Source organism: Thermodesulfobacteriota bacterium (genome assembly GCA_040754335.1).
Lineage (GTDB): Bacteria > Desulfobacterota_D > UBA1144 > Nemesobacterales > UBA2774 > 2-12-FULL-53-21.
Genome location: JBFMCV010000002.1, coordinates 143,296 through 165,492, shown reverse-complemented (window position 1 = coordinate 165,492; position 22,197 = coordinate 143,296). Strand labels below are relative to the sequence as shown.

Below are 22,197 nucleotides of genomic sequence, written 5' to 3'. Positions count from 1 at the left end.
AGAGAGAGGCATTGAATTTTTCCTTCCTTAACCCGCTGTTTCTGATAGGCATCGCGGCAGTCGCCCTGCCCGTGATCGCGCACCTCATATCGAGGAAGTCGGGCGCCGTAAAAAAATTCCCCGCGGTCAGGTTCCTCATAGCCTCGCAGGGCGATGCGTCGGCGAGGTCGAGGCTGAAAGACCTTTTGCTGCTGCTCCTGAGAGCGTGCGTAATCGTGCTGCTCGTCCTCGTATTCGCGAAGCCCGCGCTCTTCTCATTCGCCCCCGCCGGAAGCGTCGAACCCCAAGCGCTCGCGGTCATAGTGGACAACTCCTTCAGCATGGGGTACGGGGACAACTTCGGGCGCGCAAGGCAGATAGCCTCTGAGCTGATAGAAACTCTCCCCGACGGGAGCTTCGCCGTAGTCGCCCCGCTCGTAGCCGGAGGAGAAGGGAGGCTCGCGCCTTCGGGAGACAAACAATCTCTGCGCGAGGGACTGGGAGCCGTAAAGTTATCAAGCACGTTCGCGGATAACGAAAAGAGGCTCGCCGAGGCCTGGTCCGCACTCGAAAGCGCGCCCGGCGGGAGCAAGGAGGTCGTATTCATAACGGACCTCCAGAAGAACGGATGGCAGAACGAAAAAATCGATAGAGACTGGCTCAGGATTATAGACGTTTCAGGGGAAGCGCCTTCGAACCGCGCCGTGACCGGCGCAGAAACGGGATACGGCAAGGACTCCGTAACGATAGGGGTCTCGGTCTCCAATTTTTCGGACAGGCCCGAGGAGTCTCTCCTCGCGACATTGAGCGCCGCGGGGGAAGAGCTGAGCGCATACCTTGACATACCGCCCGGGGGGACGGTAACGAACGAGTTCACGATTCCGGGGGAATATATTTCCGGGGACGAATCCTTCGACAAAGCTCAGGACAGGTCCCCGGGCGATGCCCGGGACGCGCCGTTCGGCAATAAAAAGAACGCGTTCCGGGAAGGCTCGGCCCGTATACCCCATGACAAGCTCACGGTAGACGACACGAGGTACTTCGTGCTTTCCGGCGGGGACGACTTCAACGTGCTTATCGTGGACGGAGACCCGAGGGAGGACGCGAGGTTATCCGAGACCTATTACCTCGCGAGGGCGGCCGAGACGATCTCGGAAATTTCGGGAGCCCGGATTACGGTCAAGGACAACGACTCCTTCCTCGGCGAAAAGCTCTCGGGGTACGACCTCGTATTCCTCGCAAACGTCGGGGACATATCGGAGGCGAGCGCGAAAGAGCTCGGGGAGTTCGTTTCCCGGGGCGGCACGGCAGTGATATTCCTGGGCGAGCGCGTCAGGGCGTCCTCATACAACGCGCTCCTGAAAGACCTCCTCCCCGGAGAGCTTGTAGCGGACGAGGAGAGAGAGACTAAGATAGCCCCCGGCGTTGAGACCGTCTTTCCCAGGGACGTCGGAGAGAGGCTCGGCCAGGTCGCTATAAGAAAGTATATAAAGACCGTACCCTCCCCGGAAGCGGAAGTCATCCTCGGGCTCGAAGGCGGCGACCCGTTCATGGTGAAGAAATCCCGCGGCAAAGGGAGCGTCTTCCTCGTCACCTCCACCGCCGACCCGAGCTGGAACAATTTCTCCATCACCACGGTGTTCCTCCCTGTCGTGAAGGGTTTCCTCGATATACCCGGCTCCGCAGGCGAAGGCAGGAGGAACTTCACCGCGGGCGGCGCTGTGCCGCTCGACCTTGAGGCCGGTGCCGGGAACGCCGAAGTCGTAAGCCCCTCGGGGAAGAGATACGCAATCGATACGGCTCGCGCGGTTTTTGAAAGCGCGTACGAGCCCGGCATATACGCAGTGAGGGAATCGGGAAAGGATTCGTACAAGTTCGCGGTGAACGTAGACCCGAGAGAGTCTAACCTCGCGAAGCTGGAGATAGCTCCCGAAAAGCCGGCCGTTGAAGATACGCCCGGTCTCGTGAAGGTATACAGGGATATATGGCGCTACTTCCTCTGGGGCGCGGTGATGCTCTTCATATCGGAAGCGGTAGCGAGGGCGCTGTTTTCATGACAGGCTTCCGGAACCCGCACCTTCTTACCGTCAGCTCAGGTCCGCGCCGTCGATGACGTCGGGCAGAGGCTTTCCCATCAGGCTCAGAATAGTGGGATATAGATCGACCGTACGGAGCCGCTCTTTTTTGATTTCCGCGCTCATCGCCACCGGTACGAGCATGTGCTCCCTGAAGAGCGCTCCGTGCGAGGAGCGGTGCTCCGGGTTCTCGTGCTTAGCCCGGAGGTCGAAGCCCGGGTTGGCGCTCAGGACGAGGTCGCCCGTGCGCGGGGCTTCGAGGAGCTGCATTATCTGGAGAAGCGCGTCAGGGTAGCGCGTATCGAAGCTCAGGTCGAGCGCCTCTTCCGCGCTCATTTTCCCCGGCATGCCGTTATACCCGAACGGGTCGCCCGATATCCTTTCGTAGTTTATGAATCCCCCCCCGTCGATCCAGCCCGCCGCCTCGCCTCTCGCGCTCTTTATCCTCGCCCTCCCCTTCTCGTCGAGCCCCGCGACAATATCGACCTCGGGCCTTTCGAGGAAACTATCCGCGAGCCCGCCGAGCTCTTCAAAAGTCGATTTCCTCCCCCAGCCCTGGGGGCTCTTCACGTATATGTTGGCCATGGCGTTCCCGGAAATGAGACACGCGGCGTCCGCGTCCGTGAAATGCCTGAAGACGTTCGGGTAGTAGAATGTCCTGTACCCTCTGTGATTCATGAACCCGAGCGAATCGAAATGGGAATGAGTCTGCGTGAGCCCGTGGTCGCTGCCGATGACGATGAGCGTCTCATCGAGCCTCCCTTCGGATTCGAGCTTCCTCGCCGCAAGCCCGACGGTCTCGTCTATCCTCGCATATGAGTCGAGCACCTTCCTGTGGAACGGGTGGTTGATGTGCGAGTACGTGTCTATGCCCAGGAACACTACGAATATGAAATCGTGCATCTCTTCGAGCTCGCGGAGCAGTATCCGGCTCGCGACCAAATCGACCTCGTCGCTCTTGTCCGTGAAATGTCCCTTTACCTTGTAATAGAGCTTCGAGAACCGGGTCTTGTCGTACTTGAAGCTCACCCCGCGCGAAAGCTCGTTCAGTATGTTCCCGCTCCGGGGGAATATCTCGAAAATGCTCGTGTTGTCCGCCGAGACGTCGCTGTTCATGAAATACGTCTCTAGACCGATGTAGCTCCTGAAGCGGCGGAAAGAGAAGAGCCTGCGTCTATCGGGGTAAACGGACCTGTCGAACCACCTTATTCCGGGGAAGTTGCATCTGCCGGGATACTTCCCGAATATGTACGGCGTGTATGCCGGTCCTGTAGTCGACGGGAATACGGAGGACGCTATCCTGTAGGAACCTCTCTCGACTATGTACCGCGATATGTTCGGCAGCTCTCCCTTTTGAAGCAGATCCGTAAAGACGTCCGCCCTCGCGCCGTCCGCCATGATGAATATACAGCTCTTGAACCTGCTCATATCGTTATCAGCCCTTCATGCAGGCGGTCGTCACGTCCGCGCCCGTCATTTGAAATACCTGTCGTATATCTTCCTGATCGTACTGGTTTTGGCTATATACTTTTCACGGAGATCCTTTCCGCCGGGCTCCATGCCGAACTCCGCCGATAGCTTCTCGAAATCGCTCTCGTAGAGCTCGTTGATCGACCTGTCGTGCAGAAGGCGCAGCAGGTTCTCCATCCTCTTCAAGAAGTAAAGCCCGTCCGAGAGCGCCTCGTACTCTTTCTCCTTTATTATCCCCGCGTCCCGGAGCCCGTTAAGCGCGTCGAGAGTGTTCTGTCCCCTCACTTCCCTGTACTCCCCACCGTGCCTGAGCTGCAGCATCTGGACGAGGAACTCGATGTCCACTATGCCGCCCCTGCCGGTCTTGATGTTGAGCTTCTTAGCGCTCTCCCTCGCGAGCTCGGTCTCCATCCTCGCGCGGAGGCGCTTGATCTCCCTGTGGAAATCAGGCGGCACAGGCCTTCCGTAGACTAATTCCTCTATCGACCCGGATACGCGCTTCCCGAGCTTTTCATCCCCCGCCGAAGGCTTCGCCCTGAGTAACGCCTGCCTCTCCCATATCTGGGCGCTCTCCTCCTGGTATTTCGTGAAGGCGTCGTATGACGTGACGAGCGCGCCCGAGCGCCCCGAGGGCCTGAGACCCATGTCTATCTTGTATGCGAGCCCCTCGCCCGTAGGAACGGAGAGTATTGAGATTACCTTCTGTCCGAGCTTCGAGAAGAACTCGTGCTCCTCGGGCTTACCGTCGTATATGAATATCACGTCGAGGTCGGAATTATAACTGAGCTCGCGGCCGCCCAGCTTCCCCATGCCGAGGACGGTCATGCGCGGGCCCTTTCTCCTTTCCCTCGCTTTCTCTTTGCCGGCAATCATGTCCCAAGCTAGCCCGAGCCCGACCTCGAGCACCGCCTCGGCCACGAGAGAGAGGTACCAGCCGACGTAGAACGGGTCCACCTCGTTGTTGAGATCCCTGAGGCAGATCTTGAGCGTCTCCACGTGCCTGAACCTCCTTATCGCGTCGAGCTTATCTCCATAGTCGCTTTCCTCCGCGAGGGCCGATTCGAGCTCCCCTATCATGTCCTCCTTCGACGCGAACTCCGTTCTCACGCTCCTTAATGTTATGACGTCCAGGTACTCGGGGTGCCTGATGAGGAAGCTCGAGAGATACCCGCTCGTGGAGAAGAGCTTCGAGAGGAGCTCCATGATGTCGGGGTTCTCGAGAAGCACCGCGTAGATCGAAGTCCTCCATCCGATTCCAGAGACGAACCGCTCGAGGTTTATGAGCGCTGCGTCGGGGTCGGGGGACTTCAGTATGCTTCCCAGGAACGCGGGTATGACGCGCCTGGTCGTGACGCGCCCCTCGCGCGTAAGCGCGCCCCTCCTCGGGTCGAGGAGCTTCGAGAAGAGGTCGATCGCGCTCGCCGGGTTTTTGAATCCGAGTTTTTTAAGATTATCGACCGCTTCATTTTCGTCTATGTTCCCCTCCGTGAGGAAATCCGCCACCCTGAGGAACTCCCTTCCGACCTCTTCGGTCTTCTCCGACGGCTCGTAAAAGAGGCTCTTGAATATCTTGGATACAGCGGACGTTTTATCGGCGTAGAGGGCCTCGAACTCGTCCCTGCCGCTTAGACCCGTCCTCTTCGCGAGCTTTTCTATCTCGTCGGGTGAAGCCGGTATCTTGTGCGTCTGCCTTTCGTCGGCGATCTGTATGTAATGCTCGACCTTCCTTAAAAAGAGATAGGACGAAGAGAGAGTCTCGTGGACTTCCTCGTCGATTATCCTGTTCGCTCTTAATTTCTCAAGGCTGCTGAGAGTGTTGCTTTCCCTTATGCCCTTCACCGCCCCGCCGTTCACCAGCTGGAGCGCCTGTATGAAGAACTCTATCTCCCTTATGCCTCCCCTGCCGAGCTTCACGTCCCGCTTCTTCTCCAGCCTGTCGAGCTTCATCTTCATGTCCTTCAAGTCCTCGATCGATGTGTAGTCGAGGAACTTCTTGTACACGAAGGGCTCTATCTCGCGGATGAATTCGCCGCCCAGGCGCATGTCACCGGCGACAGGCCTCGCCTTTATCATCGCCGCCCTCTCCCACGTGTCCCCCCAGTAGAAGTAGTGCTCGAGCGCGCCCTCGAACGGGATCGAGACGTGGCTCTTGTTCCCGCCGGGCCTCAATCCGAGGTCCACCCTGTAAAGGAAACCGTCCTCGGTCAATGCGCTGAGTGTCTTGGTCGCCCTTTCGCCGAGCTTGAAGAAAGGGTCGGGGTCGCCCTTGTCCCTGTAAATATATATGAGATCGACGTCCGAGCTCAGGTTAAGCTCCCTCCCGCCGAGCTTGCCCATACCGAGGACGACGAACCCGCCAGCTCCGTCCATCCCGAGCTCTTTCCTGTGATATGCGGCGACGGCTTCGATAATTGCGCACGCGAGGTCCGAGAGCTCCTCCATCGTATCGGGGAACGGAGCCGCGCCCGAGATGTCCCTGTACGCGATCCTCGCAAGCTCCCTGTATTTGTACTGCGTGAGGCGCGCCTGAAGCTCCGCCTGCGAGCGGGAGGAGATCATTATATCGCCCGCTTCTCCGGAAAAGAGTGAGGGCTCTTTTTTCGTTTTGAGTGTTTTCGGTGAATCGAGGTAGTCGAGTATCCCGGGGTCTCGCAGTACCGCTCTTCTCAAAAACGAGCTCCACGAGGCGAGCGTCTCGAGAATCTCTTTCTTCCCGGACGGTATGTCCCTGTGGAGTTCTCTGAAACGCTCTAAAGCGGTGCGGGCGTTATCGGGATCGGGTAATGCTCTATTCAATGTTTATTTTCCTGGTTCTTTTTCCGCGCGTCCCTTTTTCTCCGCTTTTTCTCCGCTCCTTTATCTCTTCGCCCGCCTTCCTGACGATCTCGAACCCCTTGCTCACGGCCTTGAACGGGAGCTCGCAGACGAACTTCCTGCCCTCTTCTTTTTCGAGGAGCTCTTTTACGCCCTTAATCGCATAGCCCGTGCCCACGACCATCTCTGTCGCGCTCACGATGAAATGCTCCCCGGCCTTGCCGAGGTCGCTGAGGTCGACCTTCGGCCCGCCCTCGCCCTGCGCTTTCCTCTGTCTTCTCGCCATGTTACCGCCTCGCTTGCCGGGTCTCAGACGTAACCCGGACTACGACCCGACACCGAAATTTTACCAGAAATAAGGGCCTGTGTTTATAGGCAGGGGAGAATCAGTGCGTGTTGTCCTATACTACTTAGTTCCTTCCCATATTGTAGGAGCGGCTTTCCTGAAACAAGCTTGTGCCGAACCATGTCCCGTGCAACGACACGGGATCTATTCAGTATTCAGGACAGGCCAGCCGCGACACACGCTGTGTGCTTCTACGATTCCTTCCAACTCCACTGCTTAATCCGGCAACATAACTAATCCCGTTCATCCTGAGCTTGTCGAAGGATGTTGTTTTACAAAATTAGAAAGACCGGTCGGCAGAAAAACCCTTCCAGCTCAACTGAAATTATACGGATCCACGTCCACGGAGACCCTCACGTCCCCGGTGACGTTCGACATGAGCTTTCTTAGTTTTTTGGCGAAACTGCGGAGCAATCCCGCGTTCGTGGATTTAAGAAGCATCTGGAACCTGTACCTGTTCCTTATTTTGCTCACGGGGCAGGGCGAAGGGCCAAGAATATTCACCGCCCCCGGCTTGAGCTTCGTGACAAGCTTCCGCGCGGTCTCCCCCGCCCTCTCCGCTACCTCTCCCGTCTCCCGCTCGCTCTTTCCCGTGAACCTCACGTTCACGAGCCTCGAGAATGGCGGATAGCCGAGCTCCTCTCTCAATTGAAGCTCCTCTTCCAGAAACCCTCTGCTGTCCTGCCTCACCGCATGGGCTATGCTCGGGTGCCCGGGGTTGTAGGTCTGGACTATCACCTTCCCCGGCGTATCCCCCCTCCCTGCCCTGCCCGCCACCTGCGTGACTAACTGGAACGTCCTCTCACCCGAGCGGAAGTCCGGGATGCCGAGCGCCATGTCGGCGGATATGACGCCTACGAGCGTTACCCCCGGGAGGTCGTGTCCCTTGGCAACCATCTGTGTCCCGATGAGCACGTCTATCTCCCCGCGCTCGAGCCTCCCGTAGAGCGTAAGCAGGCCCTTTTTCCCCGTCACCGTATCCCTGTCCATGCGCGCAGCCTTCGCCTCCGGGATTATGCGCTTGAGCTCCTCCTCGACTTTCTGAGTCCCTATGCCGAGCCCCCTCAGCGATCCGCCGCATTTGAGACACTCGCCCGAGAGCCTTTCGGACAGGCCGCACATGTGGCACCTGACAGAGTCCTCCTTCGCGTGATACGTCAGAGACACGCTGCAGTTAGGGCACTTCACAATATCGCCGCACGCCGGGCACACGATGAGTGTAGAGTAGCCTCGCCTGTTGAGGAACAGTATCGTTTGTCTATCGTGCCAGAAGTTATCGACTATCTCCTCCCGGAGCCTCTGCGAGAAAATTGCCCCGCCCTCGTATTTCATGTCTGCAATCTCGACAGAGGGAAGCGGCCTGTCCTCGACCCTCAAGGGGAGAGAGAGGTATTCGAACCTCTGTTTTAAAGCGTTGTAGTAGGATTCCGCTGACGGTGTGGCCGAGCCCAGCACCACGGCGGAGTCGGTCATCCTTCCGAGCACGAGGGCGAGGTCCCTCGCGTTGTAGCATGGCGTCTCGTCCTGTTTGTAGGAAGTCTCGTGCTCCTCGTCGACTATAATGATGCCTACGTTCGGGAACGGGGCGAATATCGCGGAGCGCGCTCCTATAATCACCTTCACCTCGCCTCTGCTCGCCATGCGCCAGGAGTCGAACCTCTCCCCGTCAGAGAGAGCGCTGTGAATTACCGCCACTTTATTCCCGAACCTCGCTCTCACCCTTTTTACGAGTAGCGGCGTGAGCGATATCTCGGGCACGAGGAGTATGGCTTCCTTCCCCTTCGCTACGACCTCCTCTATCGCGCGGAGATATACTTCCGTCTTTCCGCTCCCCGTGACGCCGTGGAGGAGGAACGGCGCGAACTTTCCCTTTGCTACCGCGTCCTTTATTTTCCCGCACGCGATCTCCTGGTCTATCGTGAGGGCGGGCTTCACGTCCTCCTTTATCTCAATCCCTGCGAACGGGTCCCTCGATACCTCCTCGTGCTCGGTTACTATGAATTTATTTTCCCCGAGCCACGCGAGGTGCGCGCTCACGCTGCCGAACACCTCCTTCAGGTCGTCGAGCGGGACCCTCCCGTTCTCTATCAGGAACTCGAGTATCTGCGACTTGGTTTTCTTTCTCTTTAACAGCGGGTCGCCGGGGGCTGCGCCGGGAGCGGCTGATATTATCTTCTCGGTTTTTATCTTCGGGTCGGACCTGAGCTCGTAGGAGAATTCGAGCAGCCCCCTTCTCTTAAGCGAATTGAGGAGCTCGGACGAAGTGTTTTCGACGAGAGATAGGAGCTTCTGCGAGCTTATCTCGCCCGCATTGAGGACTGTCTTGAGCACGACGGATTCCTGACCGGTGAGCCTCCCTCTGTCGAGCGCCTTAGTACCTCCGTCCGTTATTTTAACGAGGCGCTTCACGCTCGCCCCGAGCCCTCCCGGGTGCGCAGCCTTGAGAACTATGCCGAGGGACGCCATGTAATAGTCGGCAGCCCACTTGAGAAAGCCGAGCCTCTTTTCGTCAAATAAGGGCTCGTCGTCGATTATGTCGAGCACGTCCTTAATCTCGACTCCGGGCGGAGGCTCTCCCGGCCCCACTATGAAACCAATCGTTTTCCTGTTCCTGAACGGGACGAGGACGCGCTTCCCGAGCGCTATACCCTCCCTCAGATGCGCCGGGACGCCGTATGTGTAGAGCGCGTCCCCCGGCACGGGGACCGCGACCTGGACGGTATCACTCATTTACTCGGGAGTCTAATTGTTTTCCCTATCGCGTGCAATAGCGGAGGCAAGGGAGATACCGGATAATTATGTCTGCACATGCAAATCAGATGTCGCGGGTCAGCCCTGAGAGGAATCCATGAGCGCTCCGGAGTCTTGACCCCGATTAGGGCGACTGACAAGAGGCCCGGCCGCTCCTCACACTCCATTTCATATTCCTCTTCTAACTCTTAATTCTCATTGGCAAATTCAACAAATCCCGGATGTCCACAAACCCTCCACCAAGTTAAAATAAATAATTTAAGTTTCGGATGTTGACAACTTCAATCACAATAAATATGATTTAATTGAGCCGGCGCCGAAGGCCGGCCGGAACGTTCAATGGGAAGGTTGGACAGGCTCTTAAACAAGGCAGACGATTATAAGGAAGCGGGCCGCTTCGAGGAGGCTCTCAAAGAGCTGGCGAAGGCGGTCAAGATAGCTCCGCGCGACCCGGACGTCTACCTTTCCTTCGCACTCACGTACGACGCGATGGAGGATTTTCAGTCTTCCGTTTCCTATTTCAGGAAGGCCGTCGAGCTCAACCCCGAAGACCCTTACATCTGGACCCAGCTCGGCATAACGCTTTCGAGGATGGGAAGGCAAGGGGAGTCGCTCCGCGCGTACGACGCCGCTCTCGAGCTCGACCCCGAATACGTCATAGCGAAATGGCACATGGCGCTGACCTACAGGTCGATAGGACTCTACGAAGACGCGCTCCGTTATTTCCAGGAGTGCAGGGAATCGGACTCCGACATCGACTACATCAAGGACGAGATCGGATACCAGACGGGGCTCTGCTACTTCGACATGGGGTGGACCAAAGAAGCGCTATATGAGTTCAGGAAACACCTGGAAGCCTGCCCGGCGGATACGTGGGCGCACATGTCGGTAGGTAACTGCTATTTCGACTTCGGATGGATAGACGAATCGGCTGCGAAGTTCAAAGAGGTCATATCGCTCTCGCCTGAGTTCATACCGGCGTATAATGCGCTTGCGCTTTCGCTCGCGGAAAAGGGCTGGTATGACGAGGCGCTCGACGTGCTGAGGACGGCGCTCAAGATATCCCCTGACGACGAAACGGTGAAGGACAACATGGACTATATACAGTCGCTCAAGGAAGACGACGACGGCGCAAAAGGCGTCATACTGCTCGGCCTCATACTCCAGCTTTTAAAGAGAAAAGAAATCTCCGACTGAGTTAAGCACAGCTCAGGCAATGAACTCCTCCACAACTGATCTGCCCGCGAACTCCCTGCCTTTCTCGGTAAGTCTCAGGCGTCCGTCCTCGACGAGCACCATCCCTCTTTTCACGGAATAACCGACGACGCTCCTGGTGAACCCTCCCTTCCACCTTAGCGTTTCCTCGACGTGCGCTATCTCGGATTCGCGCGCCTCTTCGGGTGTGCCCTCATGGTTGAGGAGGTGTATGGCGAGCATCCTTCCCGCGAACTCGCGCTTCTGGCGTGTTCTCCTCATCGCTGCCGCCGCGAGACCCCGCCCGGGAGCGATGAGGAATACGACTAGAAATATCAGGCCCGACGCCGTAGCCATGGAACCTGCAATATTCGCGTCGAGGAGTATCGCCGCCCAGAAGCCGGATACCGCGCTCACGACCCCTATCAGCGCGCTCAGCAGGATCATGCGCGGGAGGCTGTCCGTAAGCAGGTAGGCCGCCGCCGGGGGCGCTATCATGAGAGCGACCACGAGTATCGAGCCCACGGCGTTGAAGGCCCCCACTGCCGTGACGGATACGAGCCCCATGAGGCCGTAGTGTATGAGCCCCGGCGAAAAACCGAGCGCCGCGGCGAGTCCGGCGTCGAAAGTAGCTACCTTGAGCTCCTTATAAAAGACGAGGATGAATGCGAGATTCAGCACAAGTATCACGCCCATGACGTACAGGGAAGCGGGCCCCAGGTCGTGACCGTTGACGAAGAGACGGTCAAACGGGGCGAATGCGAGCTCCCCGAGCAGGACGGCATCTATGTCAATGTGTATGTTGTATGCGTACCGCGCGATGAGGATGACGCCTATACTGAAGAGGAGGGGGAATACGAGACCTATCGAGGCGTCCTCCTTCACGAGCCTTGTCCTGTTTATGAGCTCGACGAGGCTCACCGTGAGCACGCCCGAGAGCGCGGCTCCTACGATGAGGAGCGGCGACGCGAGATCGCCCACGAGGAAGAATGCGAGCACTATTCCTAAGAGTATTGCGTGACTAATCGCGTCGCTCATCATGGCCATACGCCTCAGCACGAGGAAAACGCCCGGCATGGCGCACGCTACCGCGACGATCGAGGCTATTACGTGGATCTCTATCTGCTCACCGCTCATCGGACTTTCCGCTCCTCTCGCTTATCGTCCTCTCAGCCGCCTCGATGCCCGCTTTCGTAAGCGCCCATTCCCCCGGGCCGACAGCGCGGACGAGGCCCCTGTCGCCCAGTATTTCCAGGCTCTTCTCGACGCCGCCCTTCCCCGCGCTCATCAGCTTCAGGACGGAAAGAGAGTGCGCGTGCTCGGGGTCCTCGTGATCGAGCGCAAGTGAGTAGAGGTCTTCCAGTATCCCTTCGAGACGAAGCCTCCCCCTCTGCCGCCTCTCCCTCCACCAGCTCCAGAGGATGCCCCTCCTGGGGGCGAAGAGCATCGATACAACAACTATGACGCTGACCGAGACCACGATAGTCGGTCCCGTCGGGAGCCGCGGCACGCTCGCGCTCAGGAGCGCACCGCTTATCCCTGCGAGCGATCCGAAAAATGCGGAGAGAATTATCATCAGGCCCAGCCTGTCCGTCCATTGCCTCGCCGAGGCGGCGGGGGCGACGATCATGGCGCTCATGAGCACCACGCCGACGGTCTGGAGGCCGAGCACTATTGCGATCACTATCAAGGTAGTAAGGAGTACGTCGAGCAGCCTTACGGGGAAGCCGAGCGTCGAAGCGAAATCCGGGTCGAAAGAGAGGAGCTTGAACTCTTTCCAGAAGAGCACGGTTATCAAAATTACGGACGCGCCGAGCATCCCCATGGTGACGACGTCTCTTTCGAGGAGCGCCGCAGCCTGCCCGAAGAGGAATTTGTCGAGGCCGGCCTGGGTAGCGTCGGGCCTCTTCTGTATGACGGTCAGCAGCACGAGGCCCAGGCCGAAGAAAACGGACAGCACCATGCCGAGGGCGGTGTCGTACTTCACTCTCGTCGTGTTCACTATACTCATTATGAAGAGCGTGGCGATCCATCCGGCGAGAGCTGCGCCTACTATCAGGACGAGAGGCATCTTGCTCCCCGTAAGGAGGAACGCAAGCGCGATCCCCGGGAGCGCGGCGTGGGACATCGCGTCCCCGAGCAGGCTCTGCTTCCTCAGGACCGCGTATGAGCCGAGCGCCCCGCTCACGATGCCGAGTATCGCGGAGCCGAGCGCTATGGTCCTGAGCGTGTAATCGTAAAACAGGTCCGAAAAGAGCCCGGGCACGTCCACGTCAGATACCTCTTTCCCCCGTCCTCTTTTCGGCTTCGGGGGCGCCGTTCATATCCCCGCGCCTCAAGAACGACACACGCCCCCCGTAAGTGAGGCGAAGGTTCTCCTCCGTAAACGCCTCGCCCACAGGGCCGCTCGCAATAAGCCGCACATTAAGGAGCGCCGTCCAGTCGAAATACTCGGGCACGGTCTGGAGGTCGTGGTGCACCACTACGACCGTCTTTCCCTGGGCGCGGAGCTCCTGGAGAAGCGCGACTATCGCCCTCTCCGTAGTCGCGTCCACACCCTGAAAGGGCTCATCCATGAGATATACGCTGGCGTCCTGCACGAGAGCCCTCGCGAGGAACACACGCTGCTGCTGCCCGCCCGAGAGCTGGCTTATCTGACGCTCGGCGAAGCGCGACATCCCTACCTTCTCGAGCGCTGCGAGCGCCATGTCCTGCTCATTCCTTCCGGGCCTCTTCACCCATCCGAGGGCGCCGTACCGTCCCATCATTACTACGTCCTTCACGTTCGTAGGGAAGTCCCAGTCGACGCTCCCGCGCTGGGGGACGTAGCCCACGATGCGGCGCTGCTTCGCATAGCTATCGCCGTATATGAGGATCTGTCCGGCAGCTGTGTTGACGAGGTTGAGCACCGCTTTAATGAGCGTCGTCTTCCCGGCGCCGTTAGGCCCTATTATGGCCATCAGCACCCCCGAAGGCACCGTCAGGTCGACGTCCCAGAGGACCGGCTTCTCGCCGTATGCGACCGTGAGGTCTTCCACCTTGATTGCGGCTTCACCGTTCATATCCCAGCTCCCTCACCCGCTTTAAGATCGCGCAAATGCATATTAATCCCCCTCCGTCTCATACGCATGACAAGCCGCCCCAGTTACGACTGCCCGCCGTCGAGCAGAGCGCCGACTATCGTATCGATATTGTGGCGGACCATGCCGATGTAGGTACCGTCCGGGGTGCCGGGGTTGCCCATGGCGTCCGAATAAAGCGACCCCCCGACCTTCACGTCGAACCCCCTGGCCTGCACGGCCGCCTGTACTGCTTCGATGAATTTCGGAGGGACCGAGGACTCGACGAATATCGCCGGTATCTTCCGCTCGACTATGAATGCCGCCAGGTTCTGGACGTCTTGCGTCCCCGCTTCAGCCACGGTGCTTATGCCCTGAAGCCCCCTCACCTCGAAACCGTAGCGCCTCCCGAAATAGTTAAACGCGTCGTGCGCCGTGATCAGCACCCTCTTATCCTCGGGGAGGAGCTTCGCCTTCGCTGCCACATACTCGTTCAATGCGGAAAGCTCTTTCAAATACGCATCCGTATTATTTCTGTAATAATCCGCATTCCCGGGGTCTTCAGATATCAGTGTGTCTCTGACTGTTTCGACCGCCGTCATCCACATCGTGACATCGAACCAGACGTGGGGGTCGTAGTTCCCCTGGAATTGCGGAGGGGTTTCGAGGAGGCTCCTGTCGATGCCGTCCGTCACCGCGACAGTGTCGATGCCGCGCTTCTTCATCTGCTCGAATATCTCGGACATCTTGCCTTCGAGGTGAAGTCCGTTGTAGAAGATGAGGTCGGCTCCGGAAAGGAGCGCTACATCGCCCGCGCTCGCCTTGTAAAGGTGGGGATCAACCCCCGGACCCATAAGCCCCCTGACTTTCACATGCTCCCCGCCCACGACCTGCGCTATGTCCGCTATCATCCCTGTCGTCGCGACTACGTTTATCACACCATTGTCCGCGCTTTCTTTCACACCCTCGTCCCCTCCCTCGCGGGAGCACGAAGCGAGTCCTATAAGCAGTAAAATGGATAAAATAATTCCGGCGTACCTCATCAGCTCGCCTCCCCCGGGTTCCCCTTTACGTCCGTTATGAATACGTACTGGGCTGCTTCCGCGCCGAGCACGTGGCTTGAGTCCCCTACCTTGAGCGTGATCGGCCCTCTGAAAGGCTCGACCGACACGACCTTGACCCTGGCCTTCGGATAAAGCCCCATCTTGCCGATATAGCGGAGGAGCTTCGGGTCGTGGTCGCTCACCTCGGCAACTACGCCGTACTGCCCGGGCCTCATGTCGGCGAGCGGGATGGCATCGAGCTCGATAATCGTGCCGTCCCTGCTCGGGATTGGTGAGCCGTGGGGGTCCCTAGTCGGGTGCCCGAGCGCAGCGTCCATGCGGTCCTCGAGGTCTTCTGACAGAACGTGCTCCCACTTCTCAGCCTCCTCGTGCACCCTGTCCCAGGGTACGCCGAGAGCTTCCGCGAGGTAAAGCTCGATGAGCCTGTGGTGCCTTATCACCTCGAGCGCTATCTTCTGCCCCGCCTGCGTTAGCTTCACTCCCTGATAACGCTTGTGCGTCAGCAGCTTCTTCTCGGAAAGCTTCTTTATCATGCTCGTCACCGAAGCCGGCGCTACGCCCAGCTTCTCGGAAAGAGCGTTCGTCGAGACCTTCCCCTTTTCCTTCTGTATCTCGTAGATTGCCTTAAGGTAATCCTCGATCGATTCCGTATACATTTACAAACTCCTAAAAGTGATTTTAGCCGTGCCTAAAAATATTTTATTGCTGATATCCGGTCCTGTCAAGGGAGGTCGACGTCAGAAAAAGAAGGTGAAGGCGGCCGAGACCACGACCAGCTTGTCGGCGTTCTTCGTATAAACGTCCGGAGTAACTCCCACGATAACGGTTAACCATTCGGCGGCAGTAGCCGTAAAGCCACCCGTGATGTTTACGACGGAAATACCGGCTCCTTCGTCGGGGTCCTCGTAAGCATAAGCACCCTCTGCAACCGCCTGCAGCCATGGCGTTAGGAAATAACCGAAGCCGACATCGGTCACGAAACTCCATGAGCCGTGCTCTATGATCCCGAAGACGAAGTCCGCGTCCATCGAAAATTTATCCGTGAAATTCTTCGTCAGTATGAGCCCGCCAGGCTCGACGACCCAAAGAGCCCCGTCCCCCAGAGGGAACGTAACGCCACCCTGATAGGCCAGCGAAAACGGGATGCCCTTTCCCTCGTCGAGGAACCTGAACTTCACTCCGGCCTCAATGTCGCCGAAATCAGATTCCGCCCGTATTAATCCCGAGTCCTCGACGTTGAGGTAATTTATATTCACTCCGGCTTCCAGGTTTTCGAAGAGTCCCGGAGTGACCCTGAGCCCGCCGCCGAACCTGACCGTATGGTTTCCGTCGTCCTCGAATTCGAGAGAGAAAAAGGGCTCTACCTCGACATGTATTGCAGGTACCGTGTCTGTGCTCGGCACTATGACCTTCGAGTTCGAAATTCCACCCACGGCGGAGGCTTCGTTCGCCGGCGCAAGAAAATGGAGCGCCAGCAGGACGGGGATTACGAACCCGCGTTTATAAACGGATCCTGCTCTTCTCCTTGCGCTCCACACTAGAGCGGCGAACCGTTTTATAGAACATTCCATACGCAATATATCCGATCCAAGCATCTTTCACCCTCTTTATCGAAGCAAAATGTAACCTTCATCCTAAAATTAGTACTTATAAGCAACTAAGATTATTTTTAGGCTAGTCTAAAATATATCAGACCCGATATTATGTCAATACGCCGGAAAGAAAACCCGGGAAATTCTCGTAGAAACCGGCTAATATATATGGGCTATAAGCCATGTCCTACATTAACAAACTGCTCAAGTCGTCACGGAATAAATTTTCTCCGCTCTCGCTCATGCTGGTCACCGTCGTCTTTATATCAGCACCCTGCTTCATATATTTCCCTGTATCCCCATACACGGCAGGCGCCGCGGAAGATACAGGAGTCCCGGTTTTCGGTTACGAGGTTATAAAAACATATCCCCACGACGTATCCGCTTTCACACAGGGACTCTTTATCCGGGACGGCATGCTCTATGAAGGAACCGGTATAAGAGGACGGTCTTCCTTGAGAAAGGTGGAACTCAAAACTGGAAAGGTGCTCAAAGAACGGAAGCTCCCCGGCAAATATTTCGGCGAAGGAATAGCGACCGACGGGAAGAGGATAGTCCAGCTCACGTGGCAATCGCACAAGGGTTTCGTTTACGACCTGGAAACGTTCGACACCATAAAAGAATTCAGCTACCCGACCGAGGGATGGGGCATCACGTATGACGGAAGGAACTTCGTCATGAGCGACGGGAGCGCGACGCTCTATTTCCTCGACCCCTGGAGCCTGAAGGAGAGCGGCAGGCTGGAGGTATACGACGACAAGGGCCCTGTCGTTCGCCTGAACGAGCTCGAATTCGTAAAGGGCGAGATATTCGCAAACGTCTGGGGCGAAGACAGAGTGGCGAGGATCGACCCCGCGACTGGGCGCGTGACGGGATGGATCGAACTGGGCGGCCTCCTGAGCGATTCCGACAGAAAAAATCAAGTCGACGTTCTAAACGGTTTGGCGTACGACGAAGAGACCGGAAAGTTCTACGTGACGGGAAAGCTCTGGCCCAGGCTGTTCGAGATAAAGATCGTACCGAAGGAATGAAAGCAACCACGGCGGATGCAGTCCCGCGCGTGTTATTGTGACGCGGCTGAGCCGGCAGAAGAGCTTCTACTTAAACAGGGGCTTGTCTTCCATTTCCTCCGTCGCGAGCGGGGCCTCGTCGGATTCGATCTCTTCCTCGACCTCGGGGTTGTACTTGTCCTCGAGATAGGCCGGCTCGGCCCTGTCCTCGAGTGTATCGGTCGACGCGGGCTCGGAAGGAGCGTCGAGAGTCGCGCAGGATATCCATAACGGGCAAGCTGACAGCAGAATCGCGAAAAGAATTTCTTTCATAGTCGGTTAAACCTCGTTCGGCTAGTTTTTATCCGCCCCGCATCCACCGCATAATATACCACCGTTCGGCGATCTTGTGCCTTTTATTTTTTCCCGCCCCTTCTCTCTATGCCCGAGATCCTCTCGAGGGCGAGGAGGAGCGCCTGCGTTCCCTTGCGCCCGTGCCCCTGCGCCTTCGCCGCCACGTAGAGCTCCCTCACGAGAGAAAGTCCCGGCAGGACGAGGTTCATCCTCTCGGCTTCCTTTAATGCTATCCCCATGTCCTTTATGAAGTGCTCGACGTAGAACCCCGGGCTGAAGTCCCTCTTCAGCACCCTCGGCGCGAGGTTATCGAGCATCCAGCACGCGGCCGCCCCCCTGCCGACCGACATCAGCATCGTCTCCGGGTCGAGCCCCGCTTTGTATGCATAGAGGAGCGTCTCGCACATGCCTATCATGAGCGAAGCCGCCATTATCTGGTTGCACATCTTCGCGTGCTGTCCGAGCCCCGCCACTCCCTGATATACGATGTTCTTCCCCATGAGCCCGAGAAGCGGCATTACCGCATCGAATGTCTCGCTGTCTCCGCCAGCCATGATGGAAAGCCTCCCCTCCCTCGCCCCGATGTCCCCTCCCGAGACAGGCGCGTCGATTGCGGAAGCCCCGGCCTCTTTGGCGGTGGAATATATCTCCCCGGCAAGCGAAGGCTCTGTCGTTGTCATATCCACGACGACGCTCCCTTTCCGGAGCCCTTCGAATATGCCTTCTTTCCCGAAATAGACCTCTCTAACGTCGTGAGGGAACCCCACGATTGTGAATATAACGTCCGACTTCGAGGCTGCGTCTTTGGGCGATTTCGCCCACGCCGCCCCTGCCTGCATCAACCCTTCGGCCTTCTTTTTCGTCCTGTTATACACCGTGGTCTGGTAACCGGCTTTCACGATATGCATGCACATGGACGCCCCCATGACGCCCGTCCCTATCCACCCTATCCTCGTTTTGCCCGGGCTTATTCTTATAGTGGCCATTTCCCGAACCTCCTTCAGAGAGGGATAATATCAATTCACGCAAGCACTGTAAAGTATGAAGGGGCCCGGAATTGTTTTTATGCCGTGCCTATGGGAAACTAAATTCGATCAAGAAGAACCAGAGCCATGAACGGAACACCCGGCCCTACACCCAAGCAGCAGGAGATACTGAACGCGGAAGGCAACGTGCTCGTCACCGCTAATCCTGGCACGGGGAAAACCTTCCTGCTTTCCCGCAAATACCTTAAAGCGGTCAGGGACGGCATACCTCCCGAAGAGATACTCTGCCTCACGTTCACCGACAAGGCAAGGAGGGAGATGGAGGAGCGTATAATCGGTCTCCTTACCGAAAGCGGCATCAAGCCCGACCTCTCGAAGCTCAACATCTACACCTTCCATTCGTACGCGCTCGAGAACCTGGAGCGGGGCAATATCGTCTCCTCGAACCTGCTCAGGTTCACTGTCTACAAATATCTCGCCGACGAGGAAGTGTTCAATTACGCCTCGTCCCACCTCATCGACACCATCGTGCCCAAGGTCGAGAACCTGATCCGGTACCTGAAATCTTTCGGCATAACCCCCGCTAAGATAAATCTCGAAAAAACTCTACCCATGCTCGAAGGGGATAAAAAGATAAGCAAGAAAGAGAAGGAGATATTCGCACGGGAGTTCGTGAAGATTTTCGAGCGGTACGAGGAGGTGAAGAAAGGCGGGGGTATGGACTATGCCGACCTGCTCATAAATTTTCTCAGGCTCGAGGATATACCCAGGTACGAGATCGTTCTCGTGGACGAGCTACAGGACGTGAACAGGATGGAGGCCGAGATCGCGATCAGGTCCGGGAAGCGGTTTTTCGCTGTAGGGGACAAGAAGCAGGCGATATTCGGGTTCCAGGGCGGCTCCATACTCAACTTCAGCCTGTTCGAAAAATCTTCGCACTTCATATTGTCCGAGAACTGGAGGAGCACGGACGAGATACTCGCCTATGCGAGGGAGTATTTCGTATCGAAAACGAAAGACGAGTCCCACGGGAGGGAGCTCAGCGAATTAAAAAGCGCGGGGGGGCTCGGGGGAGAAAAACCCGTCATATATCACGTCGAGAGGAAACTAATACCATGCGCGGTAGCCGAGATACTGAAATCATCAGCGGAGGGAAATGGCACCACAGCTGTAATCGCACGTACGAACGGGCAGATCATGGAGATATCGAGGGAGCTCACGAAGGAGAACATACCCTTCTCCTCGACATTCCTCACGGCCTCGAACGAGGCAAGGACGAGCATTATCAAATATCTGAGAGGGATGCTGAGCAATAACATAGACGAAATCAAGAACGCCCTCGTCACGCCGTTTTCCCCTGTATCACTACAGGACGCGTTCGACATTCTCGACGACCGCGACGCCACTATGGAGACGCTCCGCGAGAAGGTACCCGTTTTCATGGCGGAGAGGGGCACGCTCAATTCGATGGAGGATGTGAACAGGCTCTTTACCGAGAGGATAATCCCTGCCGCGTCTCCCTACGGCCGGGAATACTTCACGGCCGCGATAAACCTGCAGGACGCTTTTCAGGAAGCGCTCGGGTTCTTAAAGGACATGAACCGCGAGAGTCTCCTCGCGTACCTCCGCACTGCCGACCTCACTTCGGACGAGATCGAGACGGATAGCGGCATCACGCTCACGACGGTCCACAAAGCGAAGGGGAAAGAGTACGACACGGTAATCTACGCGCCGTTTACTCCTCCCGACAAATCGAACTATCAGGACGAAGTGGTCGAATCGATACTCAGGCTCGAAGGCATAGACGCCGAGGAAGAGCTCGAAGAAGAGACCCTCCGCATAAACTTCGTCGCGTTTACGCGCGCGAAAAGGAAGCTCGCCGTAGTGACCGAGAAATTCTCCGAATTCCATAACGCATATGCAGCGGAGGGCCGTATCGAGGTGAGCGCCGCGAGGGATATGGATTTAGATGAGTCCCGGAAGAAAGCGTTCACGTGCTTCGTAAGCGGCGAGTTCGAGCGTGCGAAGGATCTCCTCGAAAGAAAGGAGAGCTGGCTCACGGACTATGTCAAAAATTTCTTCGTCTCGCTTGGCAGCATATCATTTTCCTCCATCAACAACAAAACGGCTTATGAGTTCTTGGTTAAATACATCCTTCGGTTAAGGGAGGACACGAAATCCCTTTCGACAGGTCTAAGTGTCCATGCCATTGCTGATGAACTCATAAAAAGTGGACAAAGCGATTGCGCACCCGACCTCGAACCATTCAAGACCAATATCACTACCCTCCTTGACGCGATAAGGCTTAAATATCCCGAGAGTCACGCGACCGAGATGAGCTTCAAGGTCCCTCTCGGCGGCATTATAGATACGGAGGAGGAGTTACTGTTCGCTGGCTTTATCGACGCGGTATTCAGGAACGGGGACTCGTACCTGATAGTGGACTGGAAAACGGACAGGAATACGGATAAAGGCTCTGAGCACAGACAGCAGCTGGAGGCCTACAAGCGTGCGTTTTGTCTCGCGAACGGGCTCGATCCGGACAAGGTAAAGGTTTCGATCGGCTTCGTCGGTCTGAGATCGGCGCTGAATACGGGGACGATAGAGTGCGTGCTCGACGATCAGCAGCCGAGAAAGACCGCCTTCGAGACGTTCACGAAAAAGGTAGGCAACTTGCTCAGATGGAAAAAGGACCCGGAATCGTTCTTCCACGAGATACTCGAAGCCGAGATCAACGACCCCCTTTGGCGGAGCATCGTCGAGCAGTATATGAGGGAGAGGAAGGTCTGAACTGTTTCACGCATCACCTCCGCCAACTTTTAAAAAATCCTATCTCGCCGGGCAAATAAATGAAGATTGATCGTAAAGTCCGGATTTGCTATAATCGTGATAGGCGTCCTGTCTAATCCTCAAATCGGATGTATACGCTAATTCCGCCCGACAATGGTGATCTGCCTGTGAATTGTAAGGTTAAACGCATCTTAAGGAGGGTTAGTTATGTCAAACAGGAATGGTTATCTAGCATCGGCCGTGTTCTTTCTTTTAACGTGTACTTTCTTATTATCAGCTACTGAAACGGGATACACCCAGGGCGGGAGCAACTGCTGCTTTGCACATGACGGACTCGGATGCGATGATCAGGCATGTCAGGATGCCGTCTGCGCAATCGACAGCGTCTGCTGTGAGATAGGCTGGGACACTAAATGCGCTGACGAGGCTCTGGAATTGTGCAGCAATATATGCATAGGAGAATTTCATTCGATTCCCACGTTCAACGAGTGGGGCTTGATCGTTCTGGCAGGAGCGCTGGGGCTGTTCAGCCTGTTCGTAGTCAGGAAACGATACGTTCTAAAAGCGAAGTGATATAAAGAAACAGAAGATCAAAAGCGGGAAATCGATGAGAGAGTCCACCCCTATCTCTATCTCATCTCCTCACCTTCTTGTAAAAAATCCTCTTCGCGGCTTCCGCTTTAATTACATACCCCACGACCGAATTTCATCTAATCGAATACCGAGGGGGGGCA

General features: G+C 56.8%; 17 protein-coding genes. 5 read left to right on the top strand and 12 right to left on the bottom strand.

Annotated features, from left to right (window positions below):
* Nucleotides 1-11 precede the first annotated feature (11 nt).
* On the top strand, nt 12-2,036 hold the full coding sequence (locus AB1598_04100) for a BatA and WFA domain-containing protein (GenBank protein MEW6144185.1): 2,025 nt from the start codon (nt 12-14) through the stop codon (nt 2,034-2,036).
* Nucleotides 2,037-2,066: 30 nt separating this feature from the next.
* Here the strand turns inward: AB1598_04100 and AB1598_04095 are convergent, their stop codons facing one another.
* From AB1598_04095 to priA, 4 genes are all read right to left on the bottom strand, one after another.
* A complete protein-coding gene (locus AB1598_04095; protein ID MEW6144184.1) occupies nt 2,067-3,482 on the bottom strand; it encodes an alkaline phosphatase family protein in 1,416 nt (471 codons plus the stop codon).
* A 45-nt stretch (nt 3,483-3,527) separates the two neighbouring features.
* Nucleotides 3,528-6,320 carry a bifunctional [glutamate--ammonia ligase]-adenylyl-L-tyrosine phosphorylase/[glutamate--ammonia-ligase] adenylyltransferase gene (gene glnE, locus AB1598_04090; GenBank protein MEW6144183.1) on the bottom strand — a complete coding sequence of 931 codons (2,793 nt, stop codon included), beginning with the start codon at nt 6,318-6,320 and terminating at the stop codon, nt 3,528-3,530.
* On the bottom strand, nt 6,313-6,624 hold the full coding sequence (locus tag AB1598_04085; GenBank protein ID MEW6144182.1) for a hypothetical protein: 312 nt from the start codon (nt 6,622-6,624) through the stop codon (nt 6,313-6,315). The genes glnE and AB1598_04085 overlap by 8 nt, the downstream gene beginning before the upstream one ends.
* 375 nt (nt 6,625-6,999) lie before the next feature.
* Nucleotides 7,000-9,414, bottom strand: a complete 2,415-nt coding sequence (priA, locus tag AB1598_04080; protein MEW6144181.1) for a primosomal protein N' — start codon at nt 9,412-9,414, stop codon at nt 7,000-7,002.
* A gap of 360 nt (nt 9,415-9,774) precedes the next feature.
* Between priA and AB1598_04075 the strand changes: the two genes are divergently transcribed.
* On the top strand, nt 9,775-10,632 hold the full coding sequence (locus tag AB1598_04075; GenBank protein MEW6144180.1) for a tetratricopeptide repeat protein: 858 nt from the start codon (nt 9,775-9,777) through the stop codon (nt 10,630-10,632).
* A gap of 12 nt (nt 10,633-10,644) precedes the next feature.
* Here AB1598_04075 and AB1598_04070 read toward each other — a convergent pair whose 3' ends face one another.
* From AB1598_04070 to AB1598_04045, 6 genes are all read right to left on the bottom strand, one after another.
* Nucleotides 10,645-11,766: a metal ABC transporter permease gene (locus tag AB1598_04070; protein MEW6144179.1), complete on the bottom strand. Its 1,122-nt coding sequence runs from the start codon at nt 11,764-11,766 to the stop codon at nt 10,645-10,647.
* Nucleotides 11,756-12,901, bottom strand: coding sequence for a metal ABC transporter permease (locus AB1598_04065; protein ID MEW6144178.1), 1,146 nt, complete (start codon nt 12,899-12,901; stop codon nt 11,756-11,758). The genes AB1598_04070 and AB1598_04065 overlap by 11 nt, the downstream gene beginning before the upstream one ends.
* A gap of 1 nt (nt 12,902) precedes the next feature.
* Complete coding sequence (locus tag AB1598_04060; GenBank protein ID MEW6144177.1) at nt 12,903-13,691, bottom strand: metal ABC transporter ATP-binding protein; 789 nt, start codon at nt 13,689-13,691, stop codon at nt 12,903-12,905.
* A gap of 83 nt (nt 13,692-13,774) precedes the next feature.
* A complete protein-coding gene (locus AB1598_04055) occupies nt 13,775-14,731 on the bottom strand; it encodes a zinc ABC transporter substrate-binding protein (protein MEW6144176.1) in 957 nt (318 codons plus the stop codon).
* Nucleotides 14,731-15,408, bottom strand: coding sequence for a metal-dependent transcriptional regulator (locus AB1598_04050; protein ID MEW6144175.1), 678 nt, complete (start codon nt 15,406-15,408; stop codon nt 14,731-14,733). The genes AB1598_04055 and AB1598_04050 overlap by 1 nt, the downstream gene beginning before the upstream one ends.
* 81 nt (nt 15,409-15,489) lie before the next feature.
* Complete coding sequence (locus tag AB1598_04045) at nt 15,490-16,323, bottom strand: hypothetical protein (GenBank protein MEW6144174.1); 834 nt, start codon at nt 16,321-16,323, stop codon at nt 15,490-15,492.
* A 203-nt stretch (nt 16,324-16,526) separates the two neighbouring features.
* Between AB1598_04045 and AB1598_04040 the strand changes: the two genes are divergently transcribed.
* Nucleotides 16,527-17,375 carry a glutaminyl-peptide cyclotransferase gene (locus tag AB1598_04040; GenBank protein ID MEW6144173.1) on the top strand — a complete coding sequence of 283 codons (849 nt, stop codon included), beginning with the start codon at nt 16,527-16,529 and terminating at the stop codon, nt 17,373-17,375.
* Nucleotides 17,376-17,441: 66 nt separating this feature from the next.
* Here the strand turns inward: AB1598_04040 and AB1598_04035 are convergent, their stop codons facing one another.
* Nucleotides 17,442-17,666 carry a hypothetical protein gene (locus AB1598_04035; protein MEW6144172.1) on the bottom strand — a complete coding sequence of 75 codons (225 nt, stop codon included), beginning with the start codon at nt 17,664-17,666 and terminating at the stop codon, nt 17,442-17,444.
* A gap of 83 nt (nt 17,667-17,749) precedes the next feature.
* Entirely contained in the window at nt 17,750-18,673 is a 924-nt protein-coding gene (locus AB1598_04030; GenBank protein MEW6144171.1) for an NAD(P)-dependent oxidoreductase, read from the bottom strand.
* A 126-nt stretch (nt 18,674-18,799) separates the two neighbouring features.
* Here AB1598_04030 and AB1598_04025 point away from each other — a divergent pair, with 126 nt between their 5' ends.
* Both AB1598_04025 and AB1598_04020 read left to right on the top strand, forming a co-directional pair.
* Nucleotides 18,800-21,463 (top strand): ATP-dependent DNA helicase, encoded by a 2,664-nt coding sequence (locus tag AB1598_04025; GenBank protein MEW6144170.1) that lies wholly within the window; start codon nt 18,800-18,802, stop codon nt 21,461-21,463.
* Nucleotides 21,464-21,670: 207 nt separating this feature from the next.
* Nucleotides 21,671-22,036, top strand: a complete 366-nt coding sequence (locus AB1598_04020; GenBank protein MEW6144169.1) for an IPTL-CTERM sorting domain-containing protein — start codon at nt 21,671-21,673, stop codon at nt 22,034-22,036.
* Nucleotides 22,037-22,197 lie beyond the last annotated feature (161 nt).

Coding starts and splice junctions, on each gene's coding strand:
- AB1598_04095 (MEW6144184.1), bottom strand. CDS start 3,482: ATGAGCAGGTTCAAGAGCTGTATATTCATCATGGCGGACGGCGCGAGG.
- AB1598_04085 (MEW6144182.1), bottom strand. CDS start 6,624: ATGGCGAGAAGACAGAGGAAAGCGCAGGGCGAGGGCGGGCCGAAGGTC.
- priA (MEW6144181.1), bottom strand. CDS start 9,414: ATGAGTGATACCGTCCAGGTCGCGGTCCCCGTGCCGGGGGACGCGCTC.
- AB1598_04075 (MEW6144180.1), top strand. CDS start 9,775: ATGGGAAGGTTGGACAGGCTCTTAAACAAGGCAGACGATTATAAGGAA.
- AB1598_04070 (MEW6144179.1), bottom strand. CDS start 11,766: ATGAGCGGTGAGCAGATAGAGATCCACGTAATAGCCTCGATCGTCGCG.
- AB1598_04060 (MEW6144177.1), bottom strand. CDS start 13,691: ATGAACGGTGAAGCCGCAATCAAGGTGGAAGACCTCACGGTCGCATAC.
- AB1598_04055 (MEW6144176.1), bottom strand. CDS start 14,731: ATGAGGTACGCCGGAATTATTTTATCCATTTTACTGCTTATAGGACTC.
- AB1598_04050 (MEW6144175.1), bottom strand. CDS start 15,408: ATGTATACGGAATCGATCGAGGATTACCTTAAGGCAATCTACGAGATA.
- AB1598_04045 (MEW6144174.1), bottom strand. CDS start 16,323: ATGGAATGTTCTATAAAACGGTTCGCCGCTCTAGTGTGGAGCGCAAGG.
- AB1598_04040 (MEW6144173.1), top strand. CDS start 16,527: ATGTCCTACATTAACAAACTGCTCAAGTCGTCACGGAATAAATTTTCT.
- AB1598_04035 (MEW6144172.1), bottom strand. CDS start 17,666: ATGAAAGAAATTCTTTTCGCGATTCTGCTGTCAGCTTGCCCGTTATGG.
- AB1598_04030 (MEW6144171.1), bottom strand. CDS start 18,673: ATGGCCACTATAAGAATAAGCCCGGGCAAAACGAGGATAGGGTGGATA.
- AB1598_04025 (MEW6144170.1), top strand. CDS start 18,800: ATGAACGGAACACCCGGCCCTACACCCAAGCAGCAGGAGATACTGAAC.
- AB1598_04020 (MEW6144169.1), top strand. CDS start 21,671: ATGTCAAACAGGAATGGTTATCTAGCATCGGCCGTGTTCTTTCTTTTA.